At 47.5% G+C, this 18,070-nt stretch carries 14 protein-coding genes and 1 tRNA gene; 6 read left to right on the top strand and 9 right to left on the bottom strand.

Annotated elements, in window-relative coordinates:
• Both QUB56_RS04375 and QUB56_RS04380 read left to right on the top strand, forming a co-directional pair.
• A partial coding sequence (locus QUB56_RS04375; RefSeq protein ID WP_332953485.1) for a calcium-binding protein occupies positions 1 to 1,485 on the top strand: 1,485 nt, incomplete at its 5' end.
• Positions 1,486 to 1,776: 291 nt separating this feature from the next.
• Positions 1,777 to 1,848, top strand: a tRNA-Gly gene (locus tag QUB56_RS04380).
• A 148-nt stretch (positions 1,849 to 1,996) separates the two neighbouring features.
• On the opposite strand, the gene QUB56_RS04385 is transcribed toward QUB56_RS04380, so the two are convergent.
• From QUB56_RS04385 to QUB56_RS04425, 9 genes are all read right to left on the bottom strand, one after another.
• Positions 1,997 to 2,275, bottom strand: a complete 279-nt coding sequence (locus QUB56_RS04385; RefSeq protein ID WP_332953486.1) for a flagellar alpha dynein — start codon at positions 2,273 to 2,275, stop codon at positions 1,997 to 1,999.
• A 32-nt stretch (positions 2,276 to 2,307) separates the two neighbouring features.
• Entirely contained in the window at positions 2,308 to 2,640 is a 333-nt protein-coding gene (locus tag QUB56_RS04390; RefSeq protein WP_332953488.1) for a hypothetical protein, read from the bottom strand.
• A gap of 138 nt (positions 2,641 to 2,778) precedes the next feature.
• Positions 2,779 to 5,631, bottom strand: a complete 2,853-nt coding sequence (locus QUB56_RS04395; RefSeq protein WP_332953489.1) for a DUF5906 domain-containing protein — start codon at positions 5,629 to 5,631, stop codon at positions 2,779 to 2,781.
• A 997-nt stretch (positions 5,632 to 6,628) separates the two neighbouring features.
• Positions 6,629 to 7,225: a hypothetical protein gene (locus tag QUB56_RS04400; RefSeq protein ID WP_332953490.1), complete on the bottom strand. Its 597-nt coding sequence runs from the start codon at positions 7,223 to 7,225 to the stop codon at positions 6,629 to 6,631.
• Entirely contained in the window at positions 7,213 to 7,482 is a 270-nt protein-coding gene (locus tag QUB56_RS04405; RefSeq protein ID WP_332953491.1) for a hypothetical protein, read from the bottom strand. Before QUB56_RS04405 ends, QUB56_RS04400 begins: the two co-directional genes overlap by 13 nt.
• Entirely contained in the window at positions 7,479 to 7,955 is a 477-nt protein-coding gene (locus QUB56_RS04410; protein WP_332953492.1) for a hypothetical protein, read from the bottom strand. Before QUB56_RS04410 ends, QUB56_RS04405 begins: the two co-directional genes overlap by 4 nt.
• 8 nt (positions 7,956 to 7,963) lie before the next feature.
• Positions 7,964 to 8,398, bottom strand: a complete 435-nt coding sequence (locus tag QUB56_RS04415) for a hypothetical protein (protein ID WP_332953493.1) — start codon at positions 8,396 to 8,398, stop codon at positions 7,964 to 7,966.
• Entirely contained in the window at positions 8,395 to 8,772 is a 378-nt protein-coding gene (locus tag QUB56_RS04420) for a hypothetical protein (RefSeq protein WP_332953494.1), read from the bottom strand. The genes QUB56_RS04415 and QUB56_RS04420 overlap by 4 nt, the downstream gene beginning before the upstream one ends.
• Positions 8,773 to 8,966: 194 nt before the next feature.
• Positions 8,967 to 10,202, bottom strand: a complete 1,236-nt coding sequence (locus QUB56_RS04425; RefSeq protein ID WP_332953495.1) for a tyrosine-type recombinase/integrase — start codon at positions 10,200 to 10,202, stop codon at positions 8,967 to 8,969.
• Between the two features lie 227 nt (positions 10,203 to 10,429).
• On the opposite strand from QUB56_RS04425, the gene trhO reads away from it, so the two are divergent.
• The 4 genes from trhO to QUB56_RS04445 all read left to right on the top strand — a co-directional run bounded on the left by trhO (position 10,430) and on the right by QUB56_RS04445 (position 18,023).
• Positions 10,430 to 11,377 carry an oxygen-dependent tRNA uridine(34) hydroxylase TrhO gene (gene trhO, locus QUB56_RS04430; RefSeq protein ID WP_332953498.1) on the top strand — a complete coding sequence of 316 codons (948 nt, stop codon included), beginning with the start codon at positions 10,430 to 10,432 and terminating at the stop codon, positions 11,375 to 11,377.
• Positions 11,378 to 11,663: 286 nt separating this feature from the next.
• Positions 11,664 to 12,320, top strand: a complete 657-nt coding sequence (locus QUB56_RS04435; RefSeq protein WP_332953499.1) for a glutathione S-transferase — start codon at positions 11,664 to 11,666, stop codon at positions 12,318 to 12,320.
• Between the two features lie 195 nt (positions 12,321 to 12,515).
• A complete protein-coding gene (gene dpdE, locus QUB56_RS04440) occupies positions 12,516 to 15,851 on the top strand; it encodes a protein DpdE (protein WP_332953500.1) in 3,336 nt (1,111 codons plus the stop codon).
• A gap of 270 nt (positions 15,852 to 16,121) precedes the next feature.
• A complete protein-coding gene (locus tag QUB56_RS04445; protein WP_332953502.1) occupies positions 16,122 to 18,023 on the top strand; it encodes a response regulator in 1,902 nt (633 codons plus the stop codon).
• Positions 18,024 to 18,070 lie beyond the last annotated feature (47 nt).

Consider the following 18,070-nt stretch of genomic DNA (forward strand, 5'->3'; position numbering starts at 1 on the left):
GATGACACCCTGCAAAGCTTTGGGATTAGCACCTTGGATGGCGGTGCGGGCAATGACTTTCTCAGTGGTGGTGGTAATAGCATCTTAGAAGCGGGTGCCGGCGATGATACCCTCAGTGCCGAATTTGGCAGTGGGAATGTGCTGCGAGGCGGTGCAGGTAGCGATCGCTATTTGTTGCAGGCTTCCGGGCAGAATCAAGTTCAAATTCAGGATACAGGTGGCATCGATCGCTTAGACTTTGCTGATTTTGAAAACAATGTCAGTACAAGCCCTACCCTGTCGCTGTCGCTGTCATCGGGAACTATAGGCTTGGCCCGACAAGGCACGAGTTTAGTGATTGACATCAATAAAGACGGCATCGTCAGGGCTGCCGATGACATTGTAATTTCCGACTTCTTCGGTGCCTCGGCGACTGTCGAAGGTGCTGGCTTTATCGAAACAGTGGGCAACTTCTCTGGTAGCCAGATTCTGGCTGCTAATTTACCAGACTCACCCACCACGCCGACACCCACCGCGCCGACACCCACCGTGCCAACACCCACCGCGCCAACACCGATTGCGCCCACCCCGCCGAAGCCCACACCGATACCCACATCGGCTACGACGCCCACACCGGTTACAACACCTACACCCGTTTTCACTCCCCCACCGCCTGTGACGATCGCACTTCCGATCGCACTCACACTCACAAACGCACCCGCACCGACAGGCTCAGCGTCAGGAAATATCGGCAGCAACAGCAATGACGTGATTATTGCGATCGACGCTAACAGTCCCGTCTACGGCAACAAAGGCAACGACACCTTAATCGGCAATAGCGAAAACAACACATTCTTCGGAGGCAAAGGTGACGATGCCTTATTTGGCGACGACGGCAACGATCTCCTATTTGGCAACGACGGCAATGACACCCTGATTGGAGGCGACGGTAACGATATCGAGTTAGGAGGAAAAGGTGACGACTTCTTGTATGGCGGCGACGGTAACGATGCCCTCAGCGGCGATCTAGGCAACAATACCTTAGCCGGCGACGCTGGTAATGACTCCCTGTACGGCGGTAAAGATAATGATGCTTTGCTGGGCGGTACTGGCAACGATTTCCTCTACGGCAAAGAAGGCAACGACATTCTGAGTGGCGTTGACGGCACTGCTGCTAATCCAGGGCTGGGCGAAGTCGATACCCTGATTGGCGCTGAAGGCAATGATACTTTCTTGCTGGGAGATGCCACCAAGTTCTATTACAACGATGGCAACGATACCGGTAGTGGCGCAGGCGACTACGCTTTGATTGTCGGTTTTAACCCGACTGAAGATATCCTCCAACTTCAAGGCGCTTCTAGCACTTACCAGTTAGGTGATTCTCCCGCAGGCAATCCTGCGGGAACCGCTATTTTTAAGAAGACGAATGGCGCGGATGAATTGATTGCGATCGTCCAATCAGTTTCTTTCCTGGCTATGGACAGCACCTCTTTGCGCTTCGTCTAACGGCAAAGTTCGATCGCCCTCGATCGATCGGCGGTTGAAACCGCTTCTGGTCAAACTTTCGTCCACTCCTAGCGGACTAAGAAATTTAAGTTAGATTAAGTCCTGCCTTTGGTGCAGGGCTTTTCTTGTGCGGCCCAGGGGCGATCGGCTGCCACCCACAATTAAGCGTCAAAATGCTATACTCAAAATCAGAAAATAGTTGTACAATGTTTTTCTAGTCGTTTTTTACCGCGACCCCCTCTAACGTCAAAGAAGGTCAAAGAAGGTGAAAGCAGGTAAAAAACACTAAGCGCGGGCGTAATTCAGTGGTAGAATGTCAGCTTCCCATGCTGAACGTCGTGGGTTCGAGTCCCACCGTCCGCTTGCGGAAAAAGTATTTAAACCCTTGAGAAATCAAGGGTTTTGGCGTTTCTAGGGCTTAACCTCTGTGGCTGCACAGGATGTTTTTGGAGACAAACACAGGGTTTTTGAGGGCTGTTTGGAGACAATTTGGAGACAAAATTGGAGACAATCAAGTCCCTAGCTCTGCCAATACGTCCAATACTGCTTCCATATCAGCCAAGTCTGCCCTCGACTTTTTACGCCGCGCTTTCAACTGGTTGAGCAAGTCGGCCGGTTCTGGAAATTCTGCGACGGTCTGCGCTGAGTTTTTATTTGCTTGGCGATCGTGCCGCGCTTCCTTGAGTTCTTGCTCCAGCATCTGCACCTTCAGTCCTAAATCGCCGTTGCGCTCGTGTAACTGATTCAGTTCTGCATCCCATTCTGTAAGTTGCTTGTTGGCCGCTTTCAATTCAAGCCTGAGCGATTCATCGTTGCCATCGCTCAGGCACTCAATTTTCCCAGCCGTTCCTCAATGGCGGCCATACGCTCCATCACGGGGTCAAGACTTGAACTTACAGCCTTGTCTACAATGTCTACAATATCTGTAGACACGACGCTATCATCGCTTGGTGTAGACAAACCTGTAGATCCTGTAGACAGCGCGTTAGTGTCGCTTGGTGTAGACACCGTAGACAGTGTTGTAGACGTGTCTGAGACTTCCTTGAGAATGCGTTGTGCAGCTTGACTTACCGACTCACCCTCTAGTCTCTGAGCTTCTATCCAGTTCAGGAAGTGGCCCGAAGCTCTGAACGATACGACTTGACTTTGACTCATTGTAGACACCTGTATACAGCATTTGTCTACAATAACTGATAACCGTCTACACTGTCAACATATTGTCTACAGAATTTGTAGACACAAAAATCCCCCCATAAGGGGGATGAGTTTGAGCCGTCAGTTGTCAGCCAGCCTCTAAATTTTCCGCAGGTTACAGAAGAGCATGGAAATTACCCGTCCGCCCCTCATACCTTCGCGCTCTTGCCAGTCCACTTTGCAACTGATACTGGTAGTAATCTCAACGATGCGACCGTGCCAGTTGTAGCTGGAGTCCTCTGGCTTGTTGCCAGCCACTTTGTCTCCGACCCTGAAAGCTTTGAGCGGGTCAGAGCAAGGGACGCCCGTAAGTAGTTCCACCAGTTTTTGCTTGTCAGAGAGGGTGAGTTTTGCTATTCCATTGCACAATTCCAAAATAGTTGGGTTTAGTGCTCCAGCATCTCCAGCAGCGCTCTGTGTAAGAGTTGTTTGCTCCAGCGGTGCTCCAGCAGGTATCTCTTGCTGGAGCACTGCTGGAGACAATATCCTTGCTGTGTCTACTGCTGGAGATGCTGGAGCAATTTTTCCACTTGTTTGAGACTTTTGTTTGCTAATGCCGAGATAGTAAAAATCACCCATTGTCCGCTGAGACTCAAAGCCCCGTTCTGTATGCCGATGTTTCTCTAATTTGGGGAAAATCTCACACAGTCGAGCGTACAACTGGTTTATAGCTTTCACGGGCTTATCCCACTGATTAGGGAGTTCGTTCCAGATGAGTTTTTCCTTGCCGTCCTTGTTCCACTCAATCTCAAGTATTCCCGCCTCTTGATACCACTCTTGCAGTTCATTCCATAAGTCCTTAGCGTAAACACGCTCGCCCTTGCCAGCCTCATATCCCAAGTCCCTCACGAACTGCCACAAGTGTCGGCTTTCTTCCTGAGCTTCCCGCATCGCCTCGCGGGTTGCCTTGTAGTCAATGCCCTCGGTCAGCAGTAATGGCAACCGCTCCAACATCTTGTTAAGCATTGCCGGCGCAATCCGCTCAAGGATAAAGTTCTCGTCATCCTTAAAACGCGGGTCAGCCTCTAACTCGCCCTGAGACGGGTCAGCGTCGCGCTTGTAGGTTTTCTTGAAGCTCAAGATGCCGTAGCGGTCATCAATTGCAGCCGTTCCCCCGGTGATAGAGGGTAGTTTGTTGCAGTTGGCAAAAAAGGTAGCAACAGGCTTGTATTCGTAGCTGTCCTTGCCTTTGGGTTCAATATCAATCGGGTCGCCAGTAATGAACTGTTTAAGGCTCTGAATGTTGTCTAGGTCTACTTTTGAAGTGTTCTCAGAAGCCCAGTTGCAGACACCCCCTAAAACACCCGACAGATTGAACTTGCGACCATTATCGTAGGACTTGAAATCCGACAGCGACTTGTTAGTCATTCCCCGCCCGAATACAGCGGCCAACACAGCTCGCAGCGTATCCTTGCCGTTAGACCCCTCGCCATAGCACAGCAAACCTTTAACGCCCCGCCCCGTCAATTTCGAGCGCACAAGCTTCAAATTCAACGCAGCAGCAGCAGTTCTCAGGAATATCTCGCGCTGTGCCGGCTCCAAACACTCTAAAAGACGATCGCAATCCGTCGCATCAATATCGGGGTCATACGTGCAGCCGACATAGGTATAGATATTTTTGGGGTCATGCGGCACAAGCAAGTGAGAACCATCGGGATTGATTTTCAGCACCCCTTTAGTAGTGTTCAACCCATCAGGATTGATGGTATCGGGGTCTACTGCCACAGCCGAGAGGATGTAAGTGTAGACTTCCTTGAAACTGGCAGAATTGGCACGGTTGCAGCGATATTTCCCCCCCACAAATTCAGAGTAGGTACTCAACCACTCAAGGATGCGCCGCTTCTCTGTAGCCTCCGATCGCAGCTCGTAATGAGTCCCGGTGAACTCAAAAAGCTGTCCTGCTATTGAAACCCAGTGTCCGCCAGAATACAGCGCCTCGACAGTCTTTTGGATGTAGTTTCGCTCTGGAGTCGGTGCAGTGTCTGGGATGTAGTCACCCGTAACACTATTAGACTTCAAGCGTGCTACATTCTCTCGCGTGCGCGGGTGAGGAGTAAGAGAATTTAGTATGTCTTGAGCATTGAGTTTTTCGCCTTCAATCCAATCTTTGACATCCAATCCCTGACTCTTTGGTGGATTATTCCAAGCCCAAGATTCTGGGTAACAGTAGAGCCACATCGCGTCTGTAAAGTGTTCGGAGATTTTAGCCGCATCCTCAATCCCTGGTATGTCGCGGTCTGGACAAATAACAACTTTCGCGCCCTGTAAATCGCTTGTGTCAGTGATTCGCCATTTTCCAGCGCCGCCGATACTGGTGGTAGCGGCCAAACCTAAAGTCCAAAGAGTATCGGCACACTGCTCGCCGTCAACGATGAAAATGTAGCCGCCTTTTGCGATCGCTCTTTGGACATCGGCATAGCGATAAATCGGGATACTGGCACGCTGAACGTCCCCCAAGCCCATAACCCAGTCGTTTTTATCTTTGTTCCAGTGCTGTTGTTTGATATCTTTTTTGTGGTCTTTGCCATTGTCAATCCGTCGCACCCGAACAAGTGGAAAGCCGTCGCGGTCGGGATATTCCCAATAGCGAGTCAGAGCGGGGCGAATAGCTTTCTTTTCTTGAACTGGCGCGTAAAAGAAATGGCCGTCTTGGTCAGCTTTGCTGGTAGCCTCCCAACCAGTAGCGGGCGGTTGGTCGCGGTTGCAAACAGACAAATTGCCGACAGAGTAGCACCAGTCTGGTTTGCCACAGTGCGGGCAAAGATTTGACTTGGTTACACGAACAAGATTGCGGGTACTTGAAAACTGCCCGTTCATCGGGTTATTATTGTCGTACATGGATTTTGCTCGCCCATAGCGAGTTTGATTACCAAAAACCGTTGCGATGTAGGTTCCAATTACGAGCAGCGGTTTTTTGGCGTTTACATGAAAATTTTGAAAAATTGAAAGCACAAGTGGAACCAGCTTTTCTGGCGTCAAAAGAATATGACGTTCAAAAGCCAGACTTCCTCGTGCAAATGAGAGCCAGCTTAATGTTATTGGTGTGTTGCGTTCTTCGCACGCGCAGCCATGCGTAACTGCCAGTTTCCCGAACTCTGTTAAATCCGCCTTCCTTACAACTTATTTTGGGGGAATTCCCGAACTCATCAGCCGAAACCGTACAAGCCGCCTACTCTTTTCTTACCCAAAACATTTTCGAGAGTTGCTTTCAGATTCACCTTAGTCGCCCAAGGCTAGGACTCCACCAATTGCCTGTTAGGTCTTTTTTCCAGATAACCTGGTAGCTACATCTCCTTTAATAAAGATGCCAGGACAGTTTTACTTGCTCTATATTCTAGGGCTTACCCGACCGCAACTGGCAACCGCTTCGCTAAATTTTGGCGTCGGACGTTCCCGGAGCTTTGGTATTAAATGCAGAATATAGGCAAGAACGCCCGCCACTCAAAATTTTTGCCAGTTGCTAGACCTAAAATTTATCCGTAGGGTTTCTAGGGTAAGGGAGCGAATCATCATGATATCCAGGAATAGGAGCATCAAAGTTAAGAGCGAAAAAAATAGAATTAGGAAGCTCTCCCTCATTCGCGTCCATATAAGAAACTAATTCCAAAATCTTGTCCACATAAGCAGAAGGTATGCGTACCAACTTTGTTTGACCACCAGTCCGCCATTTATAAGGTCGCCCCGCCCCCGAGCGTACCCCACCCCGTTTAGTTTTTTTGACTCTCATTTTGTTACACAATCAAATTTTTGTTACACAATCAAATTTAGCTACAACCTTTTGCTGGCAGTCTCCTTAAATATTATATTTTTACTATTTTTATGTGTCTAACCGGGTATTACTCAGACCCGGTTTTTTTACACTTGTGCCTGGTGCCTGCGGCGCCCTAATTCTGACCGTCGTGGCCGGGGGGGGAGGCCACAGCCCGGCTGCCCCCCCCGGCCCACGTTTTCATCCTGCTTCTTCTTCTCCTTTAACAAATGGAATTAGAAATTCATACTCAGCTTTAGCATCGCGGTAAGCTTGACTGCTACCTGCACTTACTCCCCAAACTTCTTTAAGGATTTTGTTTTTACCAGTAATGCCTTTCGCATGGCATTGCAGAATTAATTCGATTTGTTCTTGCTGCCTAGTAGATAAATTCGCCACAGTTAGTTCGTTGGAATCGTTACAAGTCCGATTCAGCAACAGTTCTAACGATTCTCTTATCGAATCAAGTTCTATCTCCTGTTCGTGTTTGGTTCGCGAGCAAGCCGCCAAAATTTCTTCGGCTTCCTTCCGCCGTTGTTGCTCGGACACGTACACCGATGTGCTGATTTCATCGACTAAATCAGCGTTAACAGCAGCGTCTTTGAGTGCTTCAAACTCTTCTGCTTTAGCAAGCCTCAAAGCACTTTTACGTGCCTCAAAGCAGCAAGCGAAACCAGACACCAGGGCAATGCCTTGCATGAAATTGTGCAGGGGAATCTTGCGGGAAAAAATAAACGGCGGTGCTAGCCAGAGGGTAAGCCCAGAAACCGACAGCACGGAAACCTTTAGGAGCGACATAACATCACCCCCACACCGACCAAAACTCCGACTGTGCTGGCAATCAACCTGAATCTGAATTGCAGTAAATCGATTTTCAAAATTGCAATGATGGCATCATCCAATACCCAGGCAGCGACGCTGACAATGAGTTTGAGCGCGAACAACGCTTGCACAAATAACAGCAGGGACGGATGCAGCGACGCCAGCCAGCATAAAAAGCTGGAGGCGATCGCAGTCAGCAAAAAGTTGTTACCGAGTGCGATCGCTTTTATCATTCTTTAGCCCCTCCCAAAAGCTTGGCTTTGATGGCTTCAATCCGTTCAGTAGCACGATTTTCTGCCTTCTCCAAGCCGATACCCAGGCGGGCATATCCCGGTCGCAGTCCTTGCAGAGTCTTGGCGTGTTTCACGTCCCCGCGTTTTTTCTTGAGTTCGTTGGTCGCTACCGCAGATTCATACTTGCGGTGCGCTACGTGTACTTTGGCGTCCGCTTCCTCAATCCTGGTCATAGCTTTGTAAGTTTTCTTGGCGTGCCTTGCATCCTCAGTTTTCTGTTTGGCGAGTTTTTTCATTGCGTCCGCTTCTTCGGCAGAGAAGTAGCGTGGAGCCTCGCACACTGGTGTGGTGCGGATACTCGTAAAGCTTCCAGGATTTAGGGGTGTGATAACGCTCGCATCGGTCGGAGCGGTTAACTTCTCGCTTTTGTGGCTTATGGCTTCGCTACTGTCGCCACCAAATAGTCGGGTCATGGTTCCCATTATTTTGAAGCTCCGATTTGAATGTTTACGCGGACTGAAGGAAATAAATTCAAGGGATTGATTTGTCGCCACAAACTCATTGCCAGCACAAACACTCCCGCCGATGCGAGGGCAAGTGCAATGAGTTGACCGAAGTTAACCCAGTCCAAAAAAGTGGAATCTTGGCGGCTAAAACTACACACCGGGGATGAGCCATCATTAGTCCAATGCAGCCTGTCTACACTGTCTACAGTGGTGTCTACAATGTCTAGTGGTGTGTCTAGCAGCGTGTCTAGCGATTCACCATCGACAAGGTACAGTTCTAACAGCGCCTCCCATGTAGCAGTTTTGCTGAGTTTTCCGAACTGTTTGGCGTCTTCGTTGGTAAAACCACGGTCAAAAGCGATCGCTCTGAGCCGGTCAATCCGACGGCAACTGACAGCAGGTTTAGTCATCCCCGCCCCCCCATCTTGCTCGCCGTCAAAACCATGTGCAAAACTTTTTGAGCCTGAGATAGTTTGTGAGTAGCAACGCTCAATACATCGGGGGACTTGTCTGACCACGACTCAATGAACAACATAGCGCTCTTAATCGGTCGCTCTAACTCTTCAACCTCGCAGCACCGAGTCTCTGTACTCTCTCTCAAGCAACGTTCGGCAGCAGAGATAAAATCTTGCCACAGCTCGCATTCCTCCAATCCGTCTATGGCTTGCACTAGAAACCAATTAAGCTCCTCAAGCGTTTCGCGGTCAATTAAAACAACATCAACCGAATCGCAAGTCAATAAGAATTGCGATCGCCCCTCCGTAGGGGTTTCTAAATCTGGCATTATTATTTAGCTCCAAACGTTGTGTTCTAACGGTTTGGGGAAGTCGTGACTTGGCTAGCGGTGGAAACGCTTGTCAGTCGCGCATCAATCTTCCTTAGTTACTCACGATTGCAGACTTACAATCCCTTGTCAACACAAGGACTGTAAAGTTTTGTTTCGCAAAAGTTGCCCCTACAATCAACATATTAACAGCATCATAACGGGCGTAAATGCTCCAAAATCTTGCCGTCTAAATACACAGCATTAATTACTTTTTCCGACGTATCGCACCACTTAGCAACTACCGCACTAGGTACACCCTTACCTACCTGTTCGCTGATAAAAGTGTCTCGACAAGAGTAAGGCGTAGTCGTTTTGCGATGTCCTTCAATCTCGCGAGTTTTCTCGGTAATCGGGTCAACCAATTTATGCCAAGTTCGGATGGTGAAATTGCTGTAATTAATCGCCCCGCCCTTTTTGGGCGAAGGAAAAACCAGACTGTTCCTGTCCGTCAAGTTTTCCGGCTCAAGCTTTCTTAAAAGCTCGCTCAATTCCTGATTACAAGGGAACTTACGACGCTTGTTGTTTTTACTGCCATCAACCCTAGTTTCCGTCCCGCCCGGATGCTGTACACTGCCGTTAAACACAATGTGAGAAAAGTCGAAGGCAATATCGCGCCACCTCAAGCCAACAGCCTCGGAGGGACGGCATCCAGTCATGAACCAAAATTGCACCAAAGGGTAATAAAAGCAAAGCTTTTGCCCTGCGTAGCCCCTACCGTTCCAGTTCCCTTTGTGGTTCTTAAAGGCTTCTAATACTAACGCCTTTTCTTCTGGACTAAAAGCGTTCGGTTCGGGATCACTTTGCCAGTTATGTTTTGGTAAGTCGGCTGCCATGCCTTTAAAAGGGGAGACGCGCAACCCGCTGATTATTTTAAATTTAATCCCCCATTCAACCGCTGCATTCACGTAAGTCAAGACTCGCTTGGTCATACTGTTAGTAGTCTCGCCAAGCAGCCACGCACGTAATAGCAAAGCATCATCCTCAGACAAACTTTGGTAAGGACAGCGGTTAATATAAGCTTGAATACTGGTCACTAAATAGTGAAAAGTTGTGGGTTTGACAGCAGGTTTTTTGAACTCCAAGTATCTTTCAAACAATTTAGTTAGAGTCAGTTCTGGCTTGGACTTGACAGTCTCAATTACAGTCAAGTGAGTTTGCGGCTTGTACTTTTTGAGGGTAGGGTCAAAACGCTCGAACCTAATGTCGGATTCAATCAATTGGGCTTTAGCTTGTGCTAGTTCCCAGTTCTCAGGGGTGTCAGACAGGTTCAGGTACAGGTATTTACGATCGCCCCCGTAAATCTGGCGGGGCAACTGCAAGCGCAGCCTACCGCTGCGAGTCTGGACAACTACCGCTCCTTTTTTAGCCCTGCCAAGGGGATGGGTCATGGTAAAATTTTAAAAGCAACAGGACAATGCTAGCAATTTGGAGACAAATTGGAGACAAATTTGGAGACAAAAATTAGTGTGGAGGATGCAAGCCTTTGCCAGTATAGCGTTTCCCGAGTCATATCTAGTGCTTCCCATGCTGAACGTCGTGGGTTCGAGTCCCACCGTCCGCTTTGACTGAATTTTCATAGAAGTATGAAAATTAATTAGTGCTATAAATTCAATCTATGGCTTATTTCTTAACCGCTGCTTTATATAAGTTCGTTGAACTACCGGATTTTGCAGACCTGAAAGCACCGCTACTCGATTGTTGCAACAACAACAACGTCAAAGGCACTATCTTGCTGGCCTCTGAAGGCATCAACGGCACTATTGCCGGCACGTCCGAGGGCGTACACGCAGTGCTGGCATTCTTGCGTAGTCACCCGCGTTTTGCGGATCTGGTACACAAGGAATCTTTCTCGGAAAAAGCACCTTTTTACCGCCTGAAAATACGCTTGAAGCGCGAAATCGTCACGATGGGGATACCGGACATTAATCCCCGCCTCATGGCTGGCAAATATGTTAAGCCTGATGAATGGAATAAGCTGCTTGACGATCCCGATGTTGTCGTGGTTGATGTTCGTAACGACTTTGAGGTATCTATGGGTACTTTTGAAGGCGCTATTAATCCAAAAACAAAAAGCTTTTCCGAATTACCTGAATGGGTGCTGCGGGAAACTGCTTTACGCAATAAACCCAAGGTGGCAATGTTTTGCACGGGTGGTATTCGCTGCGAGAAATCTACTGCTTTTTTGCGTACTCAAGGTTTTGAGGAAGTCTATCATCTCGAAGGCGGAATTTTAAAATATTTGGAAACGGTGCCGGAAGCTGAAAGCCGTTGGCAAGGTGAATGTTTTGTCTTTGATGAGCGGGTTTCTGTTGGTCATGGGTTAAAGTCGGGTAACTATGAACTTTGTCGCGGTTGTCGTCACCCGATTAGTCAGGAAGATAAGGCTTCTGAATTATTTGTACTTGGTGTGAGTTGCCCTCATTGCCATGACTCAAAAACTGAAACCAAAAAACAAGGCTTATCTGAGCGTCAACGTCAGATTGAGCTTGCTAAGCGTCGCAATCAAGTACATATAGGCGCGCGCTACGATGCGAAGGAAAAAGTAGATGGTGCGATCGACTAATATTATTATTCACTAAGCTTAAAGAAACCCCGTTTCTACGAAAAATCTTGTTTAGCGACGAGAAATCTACGAAGAAACGGGGTTTCTGACCCGAAAAACCCGATCGCGCGATCGACTAATTATATCGTTTCCGGTTGCATCGGAATAATAAAATCGAGTCAACAGTTAACACTCAACCATTCAGTTTTTCGACCCGCCCGTCAACAGTCAACAGTCAACAGTCAACAGTCAACAGTCAACAGTCAACAGTCAACAATAATTCCGGTGCAACCGGAATTGATATAATATGTCAGCAAAATACCCGATTTTGTATTCCTTTCGTCGCTGTCCCTATGCTATGCGCGCGCGCTTGGCCTTAATGGTTAGCAATCGGGTGTGTGAGTTGCGGGAAGTTGTTTTGCGAGACAAACCACAAGAGATGTTGGAGGTATCTGCCAAAGGTACGGTACCGATATTGATTGATGTTGACGGGCGCGTACTCGATCAAAGTATCGATATCATGTTGTGGGCATTGAGACAACACGATCCTGAAAAATGGTTGATGCCAGAACAAGGTTCTGTTGCAGAAATGCTGGAACTTATTGCTCTATTTGATGAGGGGTTTAAATATCATCTTGACCGTTATAAATACCCGGACCGTTATCTAGGTGTTGATGCCCAAGCGCACCGGCATGAAGGTTCTTTATATCTGGGCAGACTAAATGCACAGTTAAGCGCGACTAAATATTTGTTTGGTAACAATGTAGCATTGGCCGATATGGCGATCGCACCTTTTGTTCGTCAATTCGCTCATACAGATCGAACTTGGTTTAACGAACAGCCTTGGCCTGGGCTACAAGCTTGGTTAACAGGGTTTACAGACTCAGAAATTTACGCTAGTGTTATGCAGAAATACGCGAAATGGGAATCGGGGAATGCAGGCGTTGTTTTTGGGCGATCGTAATTGTCCGCAATCAAGAGACAAGATTGCTTTCATTCGCTCTCAGTTCTTAAAATTATCTGCGTTTATCTGTGTTAATCTGCCTGACATCTGCGGTTGACGTATCAATCAAAGATTTATGTAAGAATTCTAAGATGCAATGTTATTCTAGTCGCTCAGGCGTTAGTGTAATCTAGTAAGTATTGTCAGGCTGAAATTATGATTGATGTTGGTTCGTTAGTTCGATCGCCCAGAAACGATTTGGGAGTCGGAAAAGTTGTCGAGGTATCGCGTACCGATGCCCTAATTGAATATTTTTGCTCAGTTAAAAACCGCATCCGCAAAACTGTGCCCTTAAGTCTGCTGCAAGAAGCCAGACTTCAGCGCCAAACCCGCTGCTACCTCTGGAGCACAAGTCAGGAAAGGTGGATTATCGGGCGAGTTTATGACTGGGATGAAGATAAATTAGAATACGAAATTGACCTCCCCGACAGCCAAAGTTTGCAAGCTGTCGAAACCGAACTTTACGTTCGCTGCAATATCCCGATCGCCGATCCGATCGACATTTTAGCAGTCAAAGGCCAAGAAACGCCGTATTTTCACGATCGCCGATTGGCATTCGTTCAATCTGCGATCGAACAGCGGGCCGTCAGCCGCGGCATGACTGGTTTAATTTCTGCTAACATAGACCTCTATCCGCACCAAGTTGAAGTCGTCCGGCGCGTCCTAGAAGACCCCATCGTGCGCTATTTATTGGCAGACGAACCAGGACTGGGAAAAACAGTAGAAGCCGGGACAATTCTCCGCCAATTTTTGCTAGACGAACCCAACGGACGCGCTGTGGTACTGGTTCCAAAATACCTGCTCGAACAGTGGCGGCAGGAGTTGGAAAATAAATTCTATTTGTCTCATTTCGCTGACAGAGTGCAGCTTGTTGCTGTTAGCGACATTAATCAAATTAGCCGCAATGCTAACCTAGATTTTTTGATTGTTGATGAAGCTCATGATGTGGCGGCAATGGCACACTCGAGCGATCGTACTCAGCAGCAGTCCTTTGAACTCTGTCAGAAACTAGCTCAAAAAAGCAAAAATGTATTGTTATTATCTGCAACGCCGGTTCTCGGCCGCGAGCAAGATTTTCTAACGATGCTGCACTTGCTAGATCCGACAACTTACCGTCTTGATGACCTGGAAAGCTTCAAGGAACAGGTGCAAAACCGTCAAGAAATCGGTCGCGCTTTGCTCGATTTCCGAGAAAATTCCCAGCCTGCTGTCTTGCAAACAAAACTTGCTCAACTTCGCAGTATTTTTGCAAAAGATGATTATTTAATCGGATTAGCAAGTGAGTTAGAAAGTTGTTTGAAAACTCAAGAAACCGCTGAACAGGCTCGCCTTGTCCGAACTATTCGCACTCACGTTAGCGATACCTACCGCCTGCACCGCCGCATCCTTCGCAACCGCCGGGATGCCGTTGAGGATGTGATTTTTGACCGAGATGCTGTCCCCAAAGCCGAGTACGATCTGAATGATGAACAGTGGTCGGAAATTCAAGCTGTACTCGATAAGTGGCGCACAGTCGCTCCCAAGTCGAGCGAATATCAGAGAATTTTTCTGCTGTTTTTCCGCGCTTCTGGTACTTGGTTGAGTGTTTTAGAACGGGTTGTCAGAGCTCGTTTGCAGAAAAAATCGACTCCAGAACTAGATCGCGAATTTGGACAAAATGACACGGCGATTTTGACCAAAACTGCGCTGTTTCCCGAAGAAAGGGAAATGCTGGAAACCTTGCTCAATACCCTGGAAAAGCCCCAGGAAGGAGCCGATCGACTCAGTTTGTTACGAATCGCGATTCTCCGATTTCTAGCAGTGGCTTTGAAGGTTCCGCGCGAGTATCACAGCAATCCTCGCGATTTGCTGTCGAGAATTCAACAGCAAATTAAACGGCCGATTCCGGGCGAGCGTTTCCCGAAAATTGTGATTTTTACCAGTTTTACTGCAACTTGTAAAGAGATTGCGGAAAATTTAGCTAAAATCTTTGGTAAAAATGCGATCGCCAGCCATGACACGAGCAAATCGGCTGATGAGGTTGAGGCTAGTCTCAAACGGTTTAAGACTGAGGCGCATTGTTTTATCTTAGTGTGCGATCGCTCGGCGGAAGTAGGGGTAAATCTGCAATTGACAGATTGGTTAATTCATTTCGATTTGCCCTGGTTTCCCAACCAGTTAGAACAAAGACTCGCCCGAGTCGATCGCATTGGCAGCAAAATGGGAGGGCAATTTTGTTTCTTTGCAGGCCCGGATTTGCCTGAGAGTCCCCACGAAGCTTGGTTTCAAGTTTTAAAAGACGGGTTTGATATCTTCAACAAATCTATTGCCAGCCTTCAGTTTTATGCTGAGGAAAAACTTCTCAAACTTGAAGAAAAGTTGTTTGCTGAGGGAGGCAAGGGCTTATCCAGCGAAATTGCAGCGATTAAAACTGAAATCGAACAAGAGAAAATTAAAATCGACGAACAGTACGTTCTAGATGAAATTGATACTCTTGATGACAGCGCCTCTGTGTATTTTGAATCTCTCGATAACTGCGATGCTAAGCATAAAGAAATGCAGCGGGCTGTGGAAGGTTGGTTGTGTCAAGCTCTCCACTTCAAACAAATCGAACATCCGAGTATATCGGGGTTGCTGCGCTATCAACCTACTCAAAAAACTTTGATTCCCTCGAACGATTTGAGAACTAGATTGATTCCTTATTGTCAGCAGTATGGTAGTTACAATCGCCGCATTGCTCATCAGAATGCGGATGTCGCTCTTTACCGCATTGGTGAGGGGTTGATCGATGCACTTGGCTCTTATATTCGCTGGGACGATCGGGGTCAAGCTTTTGCTATGTGGCGACATGATGAAAGTTGGGACGCGGCACCCGGGAAGGAGTGGTTCGGCTTTCAGTTTAATTATTCAATCCAGACTGATGTGCAGCCCGCCCAGCAAGTTTTGGAAGCACAAAATATCGAAAATTACAACTTGAAAGCTTTGCAGCGACGCGCTGATGCTCTGTTTATCCCAACTTTTGAAACGGTGTATGTAGATGCTCGTAGCGAGGAGATGTCTCTGGTGGAAGATGCGGAACTTCTGGGGATTTTGCAGCGGGCTTATAAGGGGAAAGGCCCAGGGGATCGAGATTACAATTTGTCAAAAAATCGCACGTCGCTTATTGACAGTTTTGTCGATCCGCTAGAATGGGATGATTTTTGCCAAAAGGGACGGGTGATATCGGAGGAATTGCTGCGCGGGCGATCGGCTTTTCGGGCAATGTGCGAGCAATCTGCTGTTACTGCTGCTATTCAACTCGAAAACCGGGTGAATCAATTGCAGTTGCGGTTGCATCGACTTTCTAAATCTGAACAAGCTTTAGAATCGGTTTTGGCTGAGGAAATCAGTACGGAAAGTTTGTTGAGTGAAGCTGTTTTAGCTGGTATTCGCCGCCCGCACATGACTCTTGAGTCTGTGGGGTTTATTGTGATTTCTGGGCGTCCTCCTGTAAAGTCGGAGGATGAAGGATAATTTGTTTGGGTGGGCGATCGCTTTTGTTGGGGGCGATCGCTCTTTTTTGAACCGCAGATGCAGGCGGATAAACGGGGATGGACGCAGATGGATGAAAGGGCGATCTGTTTTATCTAAACTGGGGAAGTGGCAGCAATTTTTAGGTGATGGGACTGTAAAAAGGCTAAGATAAATGGAGTAGTAATGAGTAGTAGTGATTTAGTTAGAAGCCACGCTTCGGCCTGACATTAATGCGCGTCGATCGCATGGGAATTGCACCGCACAGCCAAAATGAAGAAGTCTCCGATAAAAATTCTGCTCGTAGAGGACGATGGAGGGCTGACTGCAACCCTGGCTAAGGTGTTGGAAGCAAATCATTACGGGTTCGATCGGGCAAATGATGGACAAGTGAGCCTAGACTTGGCTGCAGCAATTGAGTATGACCTGATTTTGTTAGACGTGCAGGTTGCCAAATTAGATGGAATTAGTCTATGTCGGCAACTGCGATCGCAAGGCTACTGCAAACCGATCCTGTTAATGACTGCAAAGGACTCAGATGCGGAGGTGGTGGCTTTTTTGGATGCGGGGGCCGATGATTACATCAGCAAGCCTTTTGTTACGGAAGTATTACTGGCAAGGATACGAACTTTATTGCGACGCAGTAAAGCACTTTCCCCAGGAGGTTCTACTCAGAATTCAGCGGCTAATATTTTGACTTGGGGAGCTCTTTGTTTAGATTTAGATGCTGGTAGAGTGACATTTGCCGGACAAATAATTTCACTGACAGCGACAGAATATAATGTGCTGGAACTATTACTGCGAAATCCCGATCGCATTTTTAGCCGCAGTGCTATTTTGGATCGTCTGTGGGGATTTGATGACGCACCAACCGATCGCGCTATTATCACTCATATTAAGGATGTCAGAAAGAAACTGAAGGCGGGCGGCTTAACTGAAGAAATTATCGAAACAGTTTATGGCATGGGCTATCGACTGAAACCCTACCCCCAATCTGCGTCTAGTTCAAATAATCCTGGGGTTGAGCGCACCAAAAAACATCAATCTCGCGGGATAGATAAGTCTAAAAGCGACAAAATTTTAGAGCGGTTTCGGGGAAGCTTCAACCAACAAATTGCTGTATTGGATGAGGCAAAAACTGCTCTATTAGCAGGAAAATTAGCAACCGAATTACAGCAAGCTGCAAAACATGAAGCTCATAAATTAGCCGGCTCTCTCGGATCTTTTGGTTATCCCGAAGGCTCGAAATTGGCACGATCTGCTGAGCATTTGCTAAGAAACAATCGCTCTTGGACTGCTGAGGAAATTACCCGCTTCTCGGATTTGGTGACAGGATTACAGCAGGAATTAGACAAAACACCGATTACATCAACGGCTGCAGCAGTTTCTACTCTTTCCAATTTTAACTATCGGGTTTTGGTAGTTGATGATGATGCTGCATTAACAGAGCGGTTGAAAGTAGAATCGGAAGCTTGGGGATTTCGGATGAAAATTGCGCCGAATATTACTGCTGCCCGATCGCGTCTTGCTTTGTCAATGCCCGATGTGATGTTACTAGATTTAAGCTTTGCACAGACAGAGGAAGATGGATTGACGCTACTGCGAGAACTGACTGAGCGATCGCCTACTCTTCCTATAATCGTTTTTACCGGACGAGGTAGTCTTGCCGATCGCTTGGCTGTATCGCGCTTAGGTGCTAAGCAATTTCTCCACAAACCTGCAACCACCGAGCAAATTTTTCGAGCCATCGCCCGTGTTTTACCCAGTCCCAAAACTTCCGAGGCCAAAGTCTTAATCGTAGATGATGACCCTGTGATGCTGGCTAAATTATCAGCGTTACTCACTCCCTGGGGACTTGAGGTGACAAATCTCAAAGAACCACAGCAATTTTGGGAGGTGTTAATTAGCACTGAACCCGATTTAGTAGTGCTGGATCTAGAAATGCCGATCGTCAGCGGCTTAGAATTGTGTCAGGTCGTCCGACAGGATATCCAATGGGAAAATTTACCGATTTTGGTGGTGACAGCCCATACCGCTCCAGAAGCTCTCCAACAAGCCTTTGCAGCGGGAGCCGATGATTTTATTACCAAGCCGGTACTAGGGCCTGAATTAGTCACGCGGGTACTCAGCCGAATCAAGCGCTCTCGTCCTTTACTTAATCCTGGAAATACTTAAATAGAACTTACGCACTAGGGCTAAAAATCCGGTTTCTGCCTCAATCT

Origin of the sequence: Microcoleus sp. AR_TQ3_B6 (genome assembly GCF_036702785.1) — a bacterium.
Taxonomy (GTDB): domain Bacteria; phylum Cyanobacteriota; class Cyanobacteriia; order Cyanobacteriales; family Microcoleaceae; genus Microcoleus.

Excerpts from the sequence above, each read along its gene's own strand:
- trhO (WP_332953498.1), top strand. The coding sequence starts at position 10,430 with ATGGCTTATTTCTTAACCGCTGCTTTATATAAGTTCGTTGAACTACCG.
- QUB56_RS04390 (WP_332953488.1), bottom strand. The coding sequence starts at position 2,640 with ATGAGTCAAAGTCAAGTCGTATCGTTCAGAGCTTCGGGCCACTTCCTG.
- QUB56_RS04410 (WP_332953492.1), bottom strand. The coding sequence starts at position 7,955 with ATGACCCGACTATTTGGTGGCGACAGTAGCGAAGCCATAAGCCACAAA.
- QUB56_RS04400 (WP_332953490.1), bottom strand. The coding sequence starts at position 7,225 with ATGTCGCTCCTAAAGGTTTCCGTGCTGTCGGTTTCTGGGCTTACCCTC.
- QUB56_RS04425 (WP_332953495.1), bottom strand. The coding sequence starts at position 10,202 with ATGACCCATCCCCTTGGCAGGGCTAAAAAAGGAGCGGTAGTTGTCCAG.
- QUB56_RS04415 (WP_332953493.1), bottom strand. The coding sequence starts at position 8,398 with ATGACTAAACCTGCTGTCAGTTGCCGTCGGATTGACCGGCTCAGAGCG.
- QUB56_RS04405 (WP_332953491.1), bottom strand. The coding sequence starts at position 7,482 with ATGATAAAAGCGATCGCACTCGGTAACAACTTTTTGCTGACTGCGATC.
- QUB56_RS04435 (WP_332953499.1), top strand. The coding sequence starts at position 11,664 with ATGTCAGCAAAATACCCGATTTTGTATTCCTTTCGTCGCTGTCCCTAT.
- QUB56_RS04420 (WP_332953494.1), bottom strand. The coding sequence starts at position 8,772 with ATGCCAGATTTAGAAACCCCTACGGAGGGGCGATCGCAATTCTTATTG.
- dpdE (WP_332953500.1), top strand. The coding sequence starts at position 12,516 with ATGATTGATGTTGGTTCGTTAGTTCGATCGCCCAGAAACGATTTGGGA.
- QUB56_RS04445 (WP_332953502.1), top strand. The coding sequence starts at position 16,122 with ATGAAGAAGTCTCCGATAAAAATTCTGCTCGTAGAGGACGATGGAGGG.